The following is a 16,019-nucleotide window of genomic DNA, read 5'->3' as shown; positions in this document are numbered from 1 at the left end:
GGACGGTCTTAAGCAAATGGGCGCAGCAAATGCCGGTTGAAGCAATGATCAGGAGGGTTCCCAGAGGCGGGACTCGGTCCGTCAAGGGATTGGCAAGGCAGCTCGGCTACCTGTCTCGCCAGACGGACCCCCGACCCGAGGTTCTATTGGTGGGCGCGCAGCGCCACCAGTTCAACCCGGGCACACCGGATGCGATCGACCCCAACGCTGTCTGGGCCTTTGCCCGCCGGGTGTACGAGCGCTCGGGCCATCTTCCGCATGGCGGTGCCAATGCCGTACTGAACCATGATCTGACGATGCATTTTGTCATCAGCTTTCCGGCCGGTACGAATGCTGCGGCTGCAGAACGCGCCGGGCGCGACTGGGCGGAATCCGTTTTCGGCCATGGCTATCCCAATGCTGAGGGCTATGTGAACCGTCATGACTATGTAACGGCGTTTCACAACCACGGGGCGGAGCACAATCACCCGCATATGCATGTTGTCGTCGATCGGGTTCCGCTCGGCGGCGGTCATCTCCTCACTCTCACACGAAACCACGCCCATTGGAGCTATGACGCCATGCGCTTGGCCGCAGTTGAGGCAGGGCGCGACCATAACATCGAACTGGTGGCAACGCCCTTCGGGGCCGCGATACCGCCGCCGGCCGAAGCGGCCCGCAGGGTCCCTTACTATGATCCGAGTTTTGACGGAGAAGGGCAGGCGCCCGGGGTTAATGAGGCTGTCAACGTTCCCACACTGGAGACCGTGCTGGAGACGTGCGAACCGGTATTTGTTCCCGATCCGGATCTTGGCGACGGTCCTGGAGACGATCCGGGCGATGACGGATCGGACGGCGGGAGCGAAGGCGGCGGCGATGGAGGAACGAGTCCGAACCGCACTTCCCAAGTGTCGAGCCGGGAGACGTCTACTTCTGGCATGGACGTCTATTTCGACTTTGACGCCGCTGCAGCCGGTGTCGACAGGGAGATGGCGCCTGCCGATGACAACGACGGAGAAGGGTCGTCAGTCCCCCATCAGCAGCCGGCCCGTTTCGATCCGCTGGATCACCCGCAAGCTGTCGCCGGCTCGTCTCGCAGTGCGAATAGCCAGCTGCCCACGATGACGCCGGACGATCTCGCGGAACAGAGAAGAGAAGCTCAAAGGTGGGCGGACAGATTGCGGCGCGAACAGCGAGCTGAAGACGAAGATGAGCTTCGGCATCGGCTGCCCCAACGTCCCGAAGAGGTGGCGATGTCGGCGAGCGAAGCTGAACCGCCGACCGACCTTGCGCATGAGGAGTTGTTGCGGCGCGAGCGAAGACTGAAACGGCCTGCGCGCTCCGGCACTGCCCCACATGAGGGGAGCAGTTCGGAAGCAGATCTGTCCGCCTCTGAATTGGATAATGCAGACGACTCTGACTTGGACGTCTATTTCGACTTTGACGCCGCTGCGGCCGATGTCGACAAAGATATGGAGCCTGCCGATGACAATGGCGGAGAAGGACTGTCAGTCCCCCGTCAACAGCTCGCCCATTTCGGTCAGTTGGATCACCCGCAACCGGACGAACCTTCGGTCGCTCACCCCTGGGAACTGGAAAGCGAAGCTCAAAGGCAGGCGGACAGGGTACGGCGCGAACAGGAAGCTGACGACGAGGAGTTTCGGCATCGGCTGCCTCAACGTTCCGCGGAGGTGGCGATACCGGCGACCGAAGCTGAGCCGCCGATCGACCTTGCGCGTGAGGAGTTGTTGCGGCGCGAGCGAATGCTCAAGCGGCGTGCGGGCTCCGGCGCTGCCCCACAAGAGGGGAGCAGTTCCGAAACAGATCTGTCTGATGCCGGCCCGTCAAGCGGGCGCGAAAATGACCCCGGCTTCCAGCCGCCGTCGCAGATTTCGCCTCAGCGCGCAGCCAGGATCAGGCGAGACAACGCCAGGGCAGCATTGAGAGACCACAAGCTGGCGAGGCCGGAGGGCGGATCGCAGGAAGAACTGCGCGCTTGGCGTATCGAGCTGAAGAACCGCGAGAAGGATGCCAAGGAGGCGCGAGTAGCCGTTTACCGAGCCGACTACGGCAAGCCAAATGTAACAACACGCGCGGCTTCGAAAGCGCAGTCGGACGCCGCAAGACAAGCGCAGGCCGAGGCCGCGCAGCCACGCCAAAGGCAGGTGGAGGGGGCGCATGGAGAAGAGAACCTGCGGCATAGAACCCCTACGAACCGGCGGCAGCAACAGGCGCCCACGCCCGATGCAGCTACACAGACCGGTCTCCCTGCGCGGCAAGCCACAGCCGAGCAGACCCGAAATGAGCGCAACCGGCAGGAGCCTGACCCGTCGCGCTCGACCAATAGTCGCACTGAATAGATGCAGGCGGCATCAGCAATCAACCAAAGGAGTTTTCCATGACGTTTCGCAAACTTAACGAGCAATCGCGGCATCTGTTGCAGTCTGTGGTATCCGGTCAAAGTGTCGGCTCAGTTTCTGTGGGCAATACTGATGGATCTACGGCAAAGAAACGGAATGATATTTCCGGTGAAGAAGAAGGGTATAATATGGTGTTGGCATGCCTAGATAGTTTTGAAATAGAAAGAATTCGACTTCAGGAGACAATATCCAGAATTACGATAAAGAGATGATTGAGTTATAATCTATTATTTACAATACTTCAATTTACAGATTTGATTGGATTAACCGAATGCCCAAAGAAGATCAAAGTATGAAATCTCCCGATTACCAGGAGCCAGCAGATCACATCGCTGCCAACGGTAGCGGACGTGGCGGAAATGTTTATGGATCGAATGTTCAAAAACCCGCTCTTCTCTTGAACGATAAATCAACTTTATTGTTTGCCGATCCAAGTCACGAGCAAAAAGGTGAAACAAATTGGATTACAGGAAAGAAATATAGCGAAATATACGCTGCGATGAATAAAGGCTCCCGCCCGTCGACGCGGCACATGGAGGGAGTTCGATGCATCGTAAAAAATGCCGAAGGTAATTACTTCCCAAAGGCGACGCTGGCCGAGAATATATGGGTCGAACGAACAAAAGAGATGAATAATACGGCGTATTGGGCAAAGAAATACGCCGGTGCAAGAGCAATATTGATGAATAATGGATTGTCAGGCGAGCTCTATAATGGGGTAAAGATGCAGGCCGGAGGTGGTTATGACTTGCCGATCGATAAGCGTTGGCTAACGACAAGCACAGGATCGAGAAAGCAACAAGTCGAGTATGTAAATCCTCTGCAGGCGGGAGTAGACAACGAAAATATCCTGTTGTTTAACCGCAAGGATGGAACGATCAAAAGTTTTGATATCACGAGAAAAGACCCTAGGGCTGGGCTCTCGGTACGTGAGTTGGAGGAGGAGTTGGGGGGGCAAATTCAACTCAAGTCCGAAAAATGCAACGGTTACCACTCCGTTGGTTACTTGGATCATGTGAGCAGCAGTAAAACTGGAGGGCAAGACAGATATAATTCACAAGTATACAGGGACGTTAATCCCAATGGTAGCTTGCCAAAAGTCGGTATCATTGTCGGGGGACGATTATTTAATGTTGATACGATCTTTAAGGAGGCAATGGATCGCGAAAATAGCCGAAAAGAGCTCGAAGAAGTTAAGGTAGAGGAAGGCGAACAAAATATACCAGCTGAAAAAAAGAGCGAAATTGAGGTACTTGCTGATTTGATCAAGGCAGGAGACCCGAGCATTGCTCCCCTTATCAGAATTCGCAGTAGAAAAGGTGGTTATCATACCGCAGAACACGCAAGGCAAGACGATCCGACGTACTTCAATGAGCTGATGCCGGAGCATAAGATACCAGTTGCGGTTGCTGATTGTAACTGCAGTGACGATCAAATCGTACGAGATACATTCAATTTCGACATTCCGACTGTTCTAATTGATACGGGAGACGGCTATCTAGAAGATGAATCGAGTGTAATTGCGAGGCTTGGTGAGAATGAGACGATTCTATCTAAGTATAAAAAGAGTCAGATTCTTGTCACGAATATTGGAAAAGATGGAAAGGCAACCGGATTTTACGGACAAATAGGTATTTTGGAGAAAGATAATGGCCTTGGAAAAGTGCATCCGCATGCGATGAAGTTAATACAGATGGACAGGGAAATTAATGAGCGTCCTGATTTGGTGCAGGGTATCCTAACTTACCCATCTGAGGAGGCGCATGTTAAGAGAGGTTATGAATCTAAGAATAGATCCAGTTATGGGAGATCGTAGTTCCGTTTATTTGGACGGAAACGCAGCATTGGATCAATGAAACGCCTGTTGCGCTTCAACGACGTCGGCTCGACTTCATCGTCGGCATGATTTACCTTTTCTTGTAAGCTAGAGGCGGTCCCGTAGGAGGATACGAAATGGCTGCAGATATACATAAAGACGTTAAGGAAAAAACCGTCAGGGCCGGAGGATTGCTTAATAAGCAAAACGTCTATGGCCGAATCTACGGTAAAGTTCAGAAAGCAAGTAAAGACGGGAAGAAATTATCCACTCAGACCGAGTGGTTCTTTGGTCTGCGGCGTTCGGAAGAAAAGTTTGTTTTTGATCGACTTGGGGAGGATGGCGAGAGTATTTTCCATCGCACCCAGAAAGTCTCATTCAACGGTCTTCGGACGAAGATATCAAACTACAATGAATCAAGCGGCAAGAAATCGGAACATCGGAGATATTTGGGCGGCCTTTTCAAAACGGCCTACGAATATGACCTGGACGGGCGGGTTACAAAGTCATCGTTTTCGGATCCAGTCGGCACTGTCACTCGGTCAATTAAGGGTCGGGAGCTTTATCATGAGGAAAAGAATTTCGGGGGACTACATTCCAGCCGTCAGGTAGCTTTGTGGTCTCCAGATGGGGATGACGTGAAATGGAGAACGATGGAGCGGAAAATCGGTCCATATTCAATGAAGATTAAGCTTGATGCTGTTGGAAATGGTGAGACCAAGACACATGTTTTCGGTCGCCTCTTTGGCAAAAAGCTCTTTGAGCATGAAGTTCATTACAACTTCGACACCAAAAAAAAGACGATACATTATAAGGGCTTTTTTAGGGTGCGCGATAAATACGTCGATTTAACGGATGAAGAGCTGGAGAAGTTCGAGGAGCGGAAAGAGCGTGAAGAGGCCGTCTTAAGGGAGTGGGAGAAACGAACGCCAGAGAAGGTTGATACGCATCGCGAGGGGACCGGCATCGAAACGCGATCATCGTTCGTGACAGGACGATCAAACGTTTCGTCTCAACTGGGGGCCAACATGTCGGGCAGTTTGCCTAACGAGCAGCAGCGCCAGGCAGGAGGTTTTTCAAACGATCACACTGCAAAAAACCAAGAGCAACGAGGGCCGTATATACCGAACGATACGTTCGGTATATCGGCAGGCCCGATCGCCAAGAACAACGAGAGCTTGCCACCACAGAAACCCAAGACACCAGCCATAACTTCCGCGCGATTGAACGAAAGTGTGAAGGCAATGTTTGCAGGGGCGAACGCGAATGGTTCCGAGGTGGATGGTGATAACGTCGGTGTCAACGGTGCATCGGCTACAAAGGCGAAGCCGCAACTAGATGGATCTTCAAACGTCTCGGCGACAAAAGACGAGGCGCCACGAGGGCTGTATAAACCTAGTCAGCTATACGGTAGGGCGGCTGGACCTCCTTCGACGACAGATTGGTTCACGATGGCACCGAAGGCAGACCCTGAAAAAGAGGCCAAGGTCGCCGCGCTGTTGAACAAAAGTGTGAGCGAGATGTTTTCAAACACTGACTTTTTCCCTGGCAATACGGGGAAGTCCCTAAGCTCCGGGATAAGCTACCATGGGGGCGGCAACGTGGTAGATATGCGAAAGACTCAAAAGGGTGGTTCCAGCGAAAAGCCATCTCTGTACGTAGAGCGCGACAGGAGCACGGACGGGATCAGTGCATCGAGCGGGTAAGGAAATGTCTGCCCATGTCGCTGCTAACCTAGCATCAAATTGATCTTTGGCTTTGGAGACCGGGAACGGAGTCAGGCACTAGGTGCGTTCGAAACAGAGCTGCCGGTATCGTTGCTGAAAACAGCCGAAGGCACTCCGACTATTGACGGGATTGATTAGGTCGCATCCATGGTAATACAAAACGCCAACAGCAAAGTGAACACCCTGCTTCTTGCTATGGTCGGCGCGTTGCCGGTTGGGCTGATCTTCTCAAGCATCTATGTGACGTTTAAAAACGGGTCCGGTCTTCGTGGACTGAAGGACATGGATCTTCTCGCCTTCTGGTATGAGACGCCGATCCATCTGGGGGCGGTTACCGATGCCTTTCTCGTTTGCCTCGGCATCGTGGCTGCGACATCGTTGATCGTTCCGCTGATCCTGACGGTCTTCCTGTTCAAGAAAAAGCACTTCGGCACAGCCCAATGGGCCCGGTTCCAGGACATGGCCAGAGCGGGCTACATCAAGCCCTACCGGAAAATCGCCGGGCCGATCTTCGGCAGGACATCCGGGCCGCGCGGCTTTGGCCAGTACCTGACCAACGGCGAGCAGCCGCACAGTCTCGTGGTCGCACCAACCCGCGCCGGCAAGGGGGTCGGTATCGTCGTTCCCACCTTGCTCACCTTCAACGGTTCGGTCCTGGCGCTCGACGTGAAGGGGGAACTGTTCGAGATGACGTCGCGTGCCCGGCTGAAACGCGGCGACCGGATCTTCAAGTTCTCGCCATTGGACAAACAGGGCAGAACCCATTGCTTCAATCCGGTGCTCGACATCGTCGCCATGCCGCCTGAACGGCGGTTTACCGAAACGAGGCGCCTTGCCGTCAACCTCATCGAGGCAAAAGGCAAGGGCGCGGAAGGGTTTATCGACGGCGCGCGCGACCTGTTCGTTGCCGGCGTTCTTGCCTGCATCGAGCGGGGCAATCCGACCATCGGCGCTGTCTACGACCTGTTTGCCTCTCCGGGCGAGAAATACAAGCTGTTCGCCCAGCTCGCCGAGGAAAGCAGCATTCCCGAGGTCACCCGCATCTTCGACAACATGGCCGGCAACGACACCAAGATCATCACCTCCTATACCTCGGTGCTCGGCGACGGTGGGCTCAATCTCTGGGCCGATCCGATGATCAAGGGTGCAACCTCGAGGTCAGATTTCTCGATCTATGATTTGAGGCGGGATCCGACCTCGATCTATCTCTGTGTCAGCCCGAACGATCTGGAGGTGATCGCGCCGCTCGTGCGCCTGTTCTTTCAGCAGGTGGTTTCGATCCTTCAGCGCGAAATGCCCGGCAAGGACGAGATCTTCGAAGTCCTGTTCCTGCTTGACGAATTCAAGCATCTCGGCCGGCTGGAAGCCATCGAGACGGCGGTGACGACCATTGCCGGCTACAAGGGCCGGTTCATGTTTATCATCCAGAGCCTGTCAGCGCTGACAGGAGCCTATGAACAGGCGGGAAAATCGAACTTTCTCTCCAACACCGGCGTCCAGGTTTTCATGGCCACTGCCGACGACGAGACGCCCGAATATATTTCCAAGGCGATTGGCGAATACACCTTCACCAACAAATCCACGTCCTACAATCAAAAGGAATGGTGGTCCGCCAATATCCAGAAGTCGGAACAGGGCGCCTTGCTGATGCGTCCGGAACAGGTGCGGCTGGTCGATGACGACAAGCAGATCGTTCTGATCAAGGGCCGCCCGCCGCTGCATATGCACAAGGTCAAGTATTACTCGGATCGCCACCTGAAACGTCTCTTCGATACCCAGACGGGCGAGTTGCCGGAACCCAAGTCACTTCTGGGCAGCGGACACGCCGACGTGTTCGCCAGCGGTGCGGGCGAGCCGGTGCGGGCTCAGTCAATCGGAAATCAGCAGGACGATTACGAGCCAGATCATGATGTGGTGGGCTTCGAGGACGCCTTCGCTGAACCGGACCCAGTTTTCCAAATGCCCCCCAAATCCGCCGTTGAAGCCGACCCACGCCCCATGGCGGAATACGCGGAGATCCGCAAGCAAGCGCAGTCCAGTCAGCCAGTGCCCAAACCAACGGCACAGACGCAGACGACGCAACAGTCAAACACCGGCGCTAACGGCGGTGTTGGTGGCGGCGGTGGAGTGGATATATCGGTGCTTGCGGGGCAGCGCGAATTGCTGCAGCGGATCAAGTCGGTGCAAGAGCAATATCGCGCGAATCTTAGCGATTGATGTACGCGTCCGGGTTGCCGCCAAGCTAGCCACCCGCGCAGTCTCAATCGTTGGCGGTCTGGCGTTGGGCCGACGGGTTAGGACCACCGTCGCGTCGTTTAAACGCGCCTGCGCAATGCCTCAAATCTAATCCGAACTCGGCATCTGCCAGCAAAATGCTGGAGCTATTGCCGCAGAAGGTGGTCCGCCAGTCGTCGACCTCACACCGCAGCCCGGACCCGCCGATGCACCCGAAATGTGAAGGCTGGATCATTGCGTCGATTGTGTGCCGAAAGAACGTCCAAGCTGCGCCCGACTTCAATCGGGGAGGGCGCTGGTCAGTGCGCCGGGGAAACGCCGTCCAGATAGGCCCCCGTGCCTTCAATTGTCTTTTTGCTAAAGACGCCGGCTGGCGCCGGTCGCCTCAAGAACATTTGGCTGACGTTACGTGACTAATGAACTCATTGAAGTAAAAATAAGCATTAATTACAATTGAAGTTACGATTATTATCGAATAGACGAATATTATTCGTAATAAGTCCATAATATATTTGCAGATTCAGCGTTATTTGCTATTGATAACCTAAAATTTGATGATATAAGTGAGGAACATTATGACCAAGTAATTTTATATTTGTTTCGAAAGAGCAATTTATGTCTTTGTTTCCAAAAAGACGATCAAGCTATAGTAGGAAATTGATTTGCGCAGCCTATGCATCAGCGGCAGTTGCATCGTCGCCGGGGCAGAATATGCAAGCCCAGGCGGCGGTATTTGAACAAACTTGTAATGGTACAGTCGTTGTGCTCGGAGACGGCGCGCCCACCAGCGCGCCTTCTCTGAAGCACGGCCCTCTGGTGGTTGAGGATAACGCCACCTCCTCTTCAGTTATCGAATTCGGCAGGCCCGTAGTGGCGGCCGTATCCAACGTTCCGACCGGCGAACCAATGGTTGCAGGCCTCCCCCGCCTCTCCTCCCACTGCACCAGTTCTCCGGTCGGGACGCCCACCAACAGCGCGCTCGCCATGCGGGCCGTTCAAAAGTCCTTCTCGCTTCCAGCGCCGCGGCGATTGTCCCAGGCGCTCAGCGATAAACAGCTGCAGATGCGCCAGCTCGCCGCCAGCGTCGGAGCGCAGTTCGCCCATGCACCGGGCGTGCGCGAGGCAAAGCTGGATGAGCCTGCGTTCGTCAAGCTGTTTACGACGCTTGTCCACCGGGAGAGCAACTTCTGGCCGCACGCGGTGTCGCCGGCAGGCGCCCGGGGCTTGGGGCAATTGATGCCGGGAACGGCACGCGATCTCGGTGTCAAGGACAGTTTCGCGCCCGAAGAGAACTTGATCGGTGCCGCCACGTACCTGACCGACATGCTCAAGCAGTTCGGCTCACCCGAACTCGCGCTCGCAGCCTACAATGCCGGCCCAGGCGCGGTTGCCAAACACGGAGGCATCCCGCCCTATCGGGAAACGCGCCAATACGTCGCCGATATTTTTCACGAAGTGCTGCGCGAGCCAATTCCCTCTCGCGACGAGAAAGAGTTGAGCGATGTTGCACGTCGCGGGCTCGCGGCGTTTGTCGCCGATACGAATGTATCGGCGAGCGGCGAGAGCCCTTTCGACAAAATTTTGACCGAAAGATCGCAGCAGCAATCAGGCATGCAGGAACAGAACGTTCTGGCCTTTGCCGGCAAGTCGGAAGCCGCAACCACCATTTCGGCCGGAGGCGGGCAAGCTTCGGCACGGCCGGGCGGGCATGCGAACGCTCAGTCGGAGAAGGCGTCGAAACCGGACCAAGAGCCAGATCCGATGATGTTGGCAATGAACCGGCCATCGCCGGCTTTGAGCACTCTCCCAGAGCCTCGGGCGTTTGGCGGCGCTCTGACGAAATCGCAGCTCGTCGTGCGCGACCTTGCCATCGACATGGCCCTGGTCCATTCCAGAGCGCCCGGTGTGAAGGCGGCGGGCTTGAGCGAGGAAGCGTTCGTCACGTTGTTCGTCGCGTTGATCGGCCGCCAGAGCAGCTTCAACCACCGTGCGGTTTCCCCTGACGGCGCCAAGGGGCTCGGTCAGCTGATGCCGGACACGGTCCGTGTGTCCGGGATCAAGGACGCCTTTGCACCACAGGAAAACCTCGAGGTGGCAGCGAGCCGGCTGATCAAGCTGCTCGATCAATTCGGTTCACCCGTCTTGGCGCTCGCCGCCTACAATGCCGGCGAGAAAGCGATCACCGATAGGGCCGTTATTCCTGACGCTCGCGACACCCGCCAGCTTGTCGCAGATGTGTTCTACGACATAAAGAATGATCCGCGGCCTGATTATGTCATGGCACGCTTTCAGGCGGTCGGCCGAATGGATGTTGCTCTGGTCGGTAGGGTGCCTGGCGACCGTCTGGGCTCCACGCATCAGAGCATCTTGGCCCCACCCTGAACGCGACAGACGTTCCCCTCGATTGATTTCATGGTTTGGCGGCGACCTTGGGTTGGCTCAGGACCAGCCGCGCCGGGTGGGTCCCCCCCCCTCGACCTCAACGGGCAGGATTGCACCCGACCGGAAGATGTCGGTTGCCCTTTGAAAGAAGGCGGCTCGGCCCGCAGCCCTGCATTTCAGGAAGAGAAGAAGCCCGGAGGCTCTTTTCTTCGAAAGTACACGAAAAGTAATCCACTGGGTAAATGGAGAAGAACATGACGATTTTTAAGTGCACGGTCGATGGCGCCAAGGTTTTCCGCATTGTCGCTGCCGCGCTCATGATGACGTTAGCCCTCGCGGAACCGAGCGCTGCTCAGGATTTTGGCGGAGTGACGACCTTCCTCGAGGCGATCGTCGAGGCGATCACCGGCCCGATCGGTATCGCTATCTCTGCACTGGCGGTCATGGCTGTCGGCTTTTCCTTCATGACCGGACGCATGGATTGGACCTTCGCGGTCTCGATCATCATTGGCATCGCAATCGTGTTCGGTGCCGCCACGTTCGTTTCGTCGATCACCGCATCCTGACGAAGGCGCAACATCTGTCCCCGATCGGCGGCATCGTGAGTGCCGTCGATCGCCACTGCAGTTGCCAGTGTGGACTGACATCAGGGCCCGTCTAGCCTGATCGAAAGGGAGTGACGACTATGAAAACCACAACACTATTCATTGGCCTGACACGAGAGGTTGCCTTCGCCGGTCTTCCGATCATGTATCTGGTCGTACTGATTTCCATCGTGATGCTTGGCTTTATCTTCACGGGTTCGTTTATGTATTTCGTGGTGATGAGCAGCGTCGGCTACGTGGCCCTCAGGGCTCTTGCAGCTTACGATCCCAAGATCATTGATGTGTTCATCGCCACAATGAAGAGCACGCGAATGAGCTTGGCGCTCCTTAAGGGTGAAGGAGCGATCTATCGTGCTTGAGGCTCCACTGACCAAGGCGACGCACAGCGTCGAAGACAGGCACATCAACAAGGGCGAACTGCTTGTCAGTGGCCTGCCATATCTCAGCGTCGTGGACGACACGACTATCATGCTTCGTGATGGCGACCTCATGAGCTCGTTCGCAGTCGAGGGCATCAACGCCGACACGATCGACAGCCGGCGAACGATGGAACTGTGCAACGCCTTTTCCCGCTTCATCGCCCAACAGCGCGGCGACGTCGCCTACTACGTTCACCGCATTTCGGTGGAGACACGGCCGACGATCAAGGCGGTAGAGGGGCATCCCTTCAACGTCGAGATTGACCGTCGGTGGCAAGATTACCTGCAGACCATTGGCCTTCGCGACCGCATCACCATGGTCACAATCGTCATCAGGCCGCCAAAGAGGATCACCAAGTTCCTGCACCTGCTTTCGAACAGAGGAGGGTATAACCGTGAGGAGGTGAAAGTTCGTGCGGTCCGCCTCGACCAGATGATCAACACGTTCATGGTCGGCGTCAGCGATGGCAAGCCACGCCGACTGACGATCAACGACGGCGAATGGCTCGGTCTCCTGCGCACGCTGATCGACGGCTCCAGCGGGCGCCTAATTCCGGGAATGAAATTCCTGCCTCTTTCCGATCTCCTGGCGAATTCGGTGATGACGTTTCGCGGGAAGGTGTTCGAGTGTGACACACCCGACCCGAACCGCAAACGGTATGGCACCATTGTCTCGGTCAAGGATTATCCGACCGAGACCTATCCCGGCATTCTCGACCGGCTGAACCTGCCCTACGACACGGTGGTTACGCAGAGCTTCACGCCGATGGACAACATCTCCGCCCAGGGAAAGATCGCCCGAGTGCGCAAGCAGATGAAGGCGGCCGAGGACGCCGCGGTTTCGCTGATGGCGCAGCTTGAGGATGCGGAGGACGATGTTGCCTCCGGCCGGGTGGTTTTCGGCGATCACCATTGTAGCATCGCGCTGTTCTGTGAAAGCCTGGCCGAGCTGGAAGAGGCGATGGCCTATGTGACGCGCGCCATGCAGGATGCGGGGGCCGCCGTCGTGCGTGAAAGTTTCTCGTCCCGCGCCGTCTATTTCGCGCAGCATCCGGGCAACTTCACATACCGCACCCGCCCGTCAATGATCTCGTCGCAGAATTTCGCCGAGCTGTGCGCCATGCACGGCCTGTCGAAGGGCAATCCGCCGGAAAACTGCCCCTGGGGCGATTGCATAACCATCATCCCCACGGCCCGTGGCGAAACGTTCCGTTTCAACTTCCACCTTGCCGGCAAACTGGGCCAGCGCACCGTCGGTCATTCGCTGGTTCTCGGGCAGACCGGTTCGGGCAAGACCCTTGGTACTGCCTTCCTGCTCAGCCAGGCGCAACGCCTCGGCGCCCGGATCATCGTGTTTGACAAGGACAACGGTTTCGAGATGGCTGTCCGGGCGATGGGCGGGCGGTACTCTTCCGTCCGCATGGGCGAGGAGACGGGCTTTAACCCGATGCGTGCCGAGGCGGACAACCGTGGCGCCGCCTGGCTTGCCGACTGGTTGACGGCGCTCTGCGACAATGAGGGCGGCCATCTCAATCCGATCCAGCTCCAGGCGCTGACCGATGCGGTGCAAGCGAACAGCTCCGCCGATCCTCGTCTGCAGAATTTCGAGCAGTTCCGCGGCCAGCTCCGCGCCACGGACGATGACGGCGATCTCTACAACCGTCTCGGCCGTTGGGACGAAACCGGGCAGTTCGGCTGGCTGTTCGGAGGCAAGGGCCTGGATCCGCTCGCCTTCGACGCCGGGCTGACTGCCTTCGACCTCACCGAGATTTTCGACAACGACACGGTGCGGACTGCCTGGCTCAGCTACGTGTTTCGCAGGATCGAGCGGCTGGTCGAGGATGAGAACCCGACGCTGCTGGTGCTCGATGAGGCCTGGAAGCTGCTCGACGATCCCTACTTCCAGCTCCGCCTTAAAGATTGGATGCTGACCATGCGTAAGAAGAATGTCGCGGTCGTTTTGCTGACACAGCGCGTTTCGCATCTGACCAACAGTGCCGCAGGGGATGCCATTCTGGAAAGCGCGGTTACGCGTCTCGTTTACCCCAGTTCCTACAACACCGAGGGTGAGTTGGCGCCGCTCCACCTGACCCCGACCGAGAGCGCTTTTCTTCAGACCAGCAACGTCGACAACCATCTGGTGCTCATGAAATCCGGCTCCGACAGCGTCGTGCTCGACTTCGATCTCAGCGCGATCGGCAAGGGGCTGAACATCCTCGGCGGAGGCCGTGGTGAAAAAGCGCCGGCGGGCTGGCGGGATAATTCTGACTTTCAGATGGAGATGTTGCGATGAAAAAGAGGGCATTCACACTGATGATCGTGCTCGTCGGACTGACGTCTTGCCAGAGCATTCCGGCAGAACGCAAAAACAACTGCGCGTGTCTCTGGGAAGCCGTTCCCGTGCTGTCTGAAGGAGCTGTGTCATGAAGTGCTTCGCAAGAACGCTGACCACCTCCCTTCTTCTTGCAATGGCGCCCTTGGGTCCATTTTTGACGGCAAACGCGCAGACGCCGACGGTCACGCCCCTGACCCGGCCAACCATCGGCGCGGTTCCGACCGCAACCGCGACCGAGCAGGAGACCCACGACGTCGATACGATCGAACAACTCATGTACTTGGTTGAATTGTCGCGACTGATAGGGGGCGGCATCTCTCAGATACTCGGCGCCACCCAGCAGATGAGCACTCTGTTGGGGGCTATCCGTGACGCCGCAAACGCCCAGCTCACCGCCATCACTGGCCCCAAGACCTTTCCCATAGGCAACGGCCCGGATGAGGTGAGTGGTCGCGGTGGCGGAACGACGATCCGGCAAATGGTGACCGATGGGCTTGCGGGCAACCTTTCGGGCCCGCCGGATATCGCCAGCGCATTTTCGCAGTTTGCGACAACCTACAAGCTTGCCTTGGCCTTTGGCTACAAGGACAGTGATACGCTTGCCGAGGCGGTTATCGCTTACATGGCCGCCAATGGAGCGGTTGCCTCGTCGATTTCGGAACATTCCTATCTCAGCGCAAACGCAAGCATGGGCCGGATCGATGGTTACATCACCGCTCTTGGCGCCAGTCCCGATCTCAAGACAAGCGTTGACATCAACACGCGTGTCAACCTTGAGGTTGCCCAGCAATTGAACGAAATGCTCCGCAATCAGGCGGCGCTGACCACCCTTGCCGGTTTCTATTTCATGGGAACCGCAGGCGTGCATGCGGACATGGAGGACAATCTCGACTTCACCAGGCTCAAGGATATGTTCAGATGATCGCTTACCTCGTTGGCCTGGTCGATAAGACGTTGCTGGCCTATCTGGAGACGGTTTTCGGCTATATCTCCGGTCCGCTTGGTACTTTGCTGCAGGCGACCGCGCTTGTCGCGCTGCTTTTTATCGCCGTCAATCACGTGTTGCAGTTCAAACAGGTAAGCTACGCGGATTACCTCACATGGGGGATCAGATATGTTCTGATTTCCATGTTTGCCCTCGTGTGGGGCAATTTCAGCGCGATTTACGATGTCATCACCCAAACCCCAGGTGACTACTCCGCATTGCTTGTGAAGGGTGTAGCCGCGAAGTTTGTCACGCATCGCGCCGATATTCTGGACGTCTCCACGATAACCGACGAATACACCGCCATGGATGCGTTTACTTATGCACTCTTCTGGATGGCGAGGGATTTCTTCAGGGATACCAGCATTTGGGATATCGGCATGTCGCTCAAGAATATCGGCCTTGGTATTCTCATGGGCATCATCGGTGCCATTTGGACTGCCGTATGCGCAATCGTTATCATGATGGCCAAGATCGGCCTTATGATGGCCCTCAGTCTGGCGCCGCTTGCGATCTGCATGTTGATGCTGGAGCAGACGCGCCAGTATTTCGAGGCCTGGTCTCGGTTCGTGTTCAGTTTTCTCGTCATACCACTGCTGCTCGCCTCATTGACCTCGATCGTCCTTTATGTCGCCAGCTCTTTGCTCGTGGAGTCGAACGCCGGCAGCAACAACAAGGAAGCCTATCTGATGTTCGCGGTGATCATGATCGCTGCCTTCGTCCTGATATGGAAACTGCCGGAGATGGGGCAGGCGATTGCCGGGTCCGCCATCGGCGCCGCGGGTGTCGGAATGGGTCGTGCAATGACTTCAATGGCGCTGCGATCTCCCAAGACGGTTGCCAGTTCGCTTTCCAGTGCGGGGGGGCGCGTTCGCGACGGCTACCAAGTGGGCAGCGCAGCGCGCAAAGGCGGAGCTTCGACCGCCCAATCCGTATGGGGCGCGATCAGCGCCATGCGGCAGAGCAAGATGGCCCGTGTGAACCGACGCGACGATCGCCGTGCTCAAAGGTTTATGAAGTTTACCAATAGCAACCCCAAGAATTCAAAGGAGCCGGAAGCGCCAGATGGGGGGTCGAAAGCCGAAGGCGCCAAAGAGAATAAATCAGAAGAGTAGT

The 16,019-nt window shown here is 56.5% G+C and carries 11 protein-coding genes and 1 pseudogene; all 12 read left to right on the top strand.

Features of this window, described 5'->3' with window-relative positions:
• The first annotated feature begins 149 nt into the window (after positions 1–149).
• The 12 genes and pseudogenes from BC363_RS34400 to BC363_RS14615 all read left to right on the top strand — a co-directional run bounded on the left by BC363_RS34400 (position 150) and on the right by BC363_RS14615 (position 16,018).
• Positions 150–2,339 (top strand): relaxase/mobilization nuclease domain-containing protein, encoded by a 2,190-nt coding sequence (locus BC363_RS34400; protein WP_161952459.1) that lies wholly within the window; start codon positions 150–152, stop codon positions 2,337–2,339.
• A 38-nt stretch (positions 2,340–2,377) separates the two neighbouring features.
• Positions 2,378–2,611: a hypothetical protein gene (locus BC363_RS34395; protein WP_141690311.1), complete on the top strand. Its 234-nt coding sequence runs from the start codon at positions 2,378–2,380 to the stop codon at positions 2,609–2,611.
• Positions 2,612–2,670: 59 nt separating this feature from the next.
• Positions 2,671–4,215 (top strand): hypothetical protein, encoded by a 1,545-nt coding sequence (locus BC363_RS14655; protein ID WP_141690310.1) that lies wholly within the window; start codon positions 2,671–2,673, stop codon positions 4,213–4,215.
• A gap of 137 nt (positions 4,216–4,352) precedes the next feature.
• The gene (locus BC363_RS14650; protein WP_065782481.1) at positions 4,353–5,921 is read left to right on the top strand and encodes a hypothetical protein; all 1,569 of its coding nucleotides are present in this window, start codon (positions 4,353–4,355) and stop codon (positions 5,919–5,921) included.
• Between the two features lie 168 nt (positions 5,922–6,089).
• Positions 6,090–8,159 (top strand): type IV secretion system ATPase VirD4, encoded by a 2,070-nt coding sequence (virD4, locus tag BC363_RS14645; RefSeq protein ID WP_083223455.1) that lies wholly within the window; start codon positions 6,090–6,092, stop codon positions 8,157–8,159.
• 1,170 nt (positions 8,160–9,329) lie between these two features.
• A pseudogene (locus BC363_RS35940) lies at positions 9,330–9,623 on the top strand (lytic transglycosylase domain-containing protein); the annotation flags it as partial.
• Positions 9,624–9,788: 165 nt separating this feature from the next.
• Entirely contained in the window at positions 9,789–10,559 is a 771-nt protein-coding gene (locus BC363_RS35935; RefSeq protein ID WP_348272163.1) for a lytic transglycosylase domain-containing protein, read from the top strand.
• Positions 10,560–10,813: 254 nt separating this feature from the next.
• Positions 10,814–11,125, top strand: coding sequence for a TrbC/VirB2 family protein (locus tag BC363_RS14635; protein WP_065782625.1), 312 nt, complete (start codon positions 10,814–10,816; stop codon positions 11,123–11,125).
• A 119-nt stretch (positions 11,126–11,244) separates the two neighbouring features.
• Positions 11,245–11,523, top strand: a complete 279-nt coding sequence (locus BC363_RS14630) for a VirB3 family type IV secretion system protein (RefSeq protein ID WP_065782476.1) — start codon at positions 11,245–11,247, stop codon at positions 11,521–11,523.
• The gene (locus BC363_RS14625; RefSeq protein WP_244519875.1) at positions 11,516–13,876 is read left to right on the top strand and encodes a DUF87 domain-containing protein; all 2,361 of its coding nucleotides are present in this window, start codon (positions 11,516–11,518) and stop codon (positions 13,874–13,876) included. The genes BC363_RS14630 and BC363_RS14625 overlap by 8 nt, the downstream gene beginning before the upstream one ends.
• A 130-nt stretch (positions 13,877–14,006) precedes the next feature.
• Positions 14,007–14,840 (top strand): type IV secretion system protein, encoded by an 834-nt coding sequence (locus BC363_RS14620; protein ID WP_065782475.1) that lies wholly within the window; start codon positions 14,007–14,009, stop codon positions 14,838–14,840.
• Positions 14,837–16,018 (top strand): type IV secretion system protein, encoded by a 1,182-nt coding sequence (locus BC363_RS14615; protein ID WP_065782473.1) that lies wholly within the window; start codon positions 14,837–14,839, stop codon positions 16,016–16,018. Before BC363_RS14620 ends, BC363_RS14615 begins: the two co-directional genes overlap by 4 nt.
• Position 16,019: the final 1 nt, after the last annotated feature.

Source organism: Ensifer sp. LC384 (genome assembly GCF_001695865.1).
Lineage (GTDB): Bacteria > Pseudomonadota > Alphaproteobacteria > Rhizobiales > Rhizobiaceae > Ensifer.
This window is presented reverse-complemented; position numbering and strand designations above follow the sequence as displayed.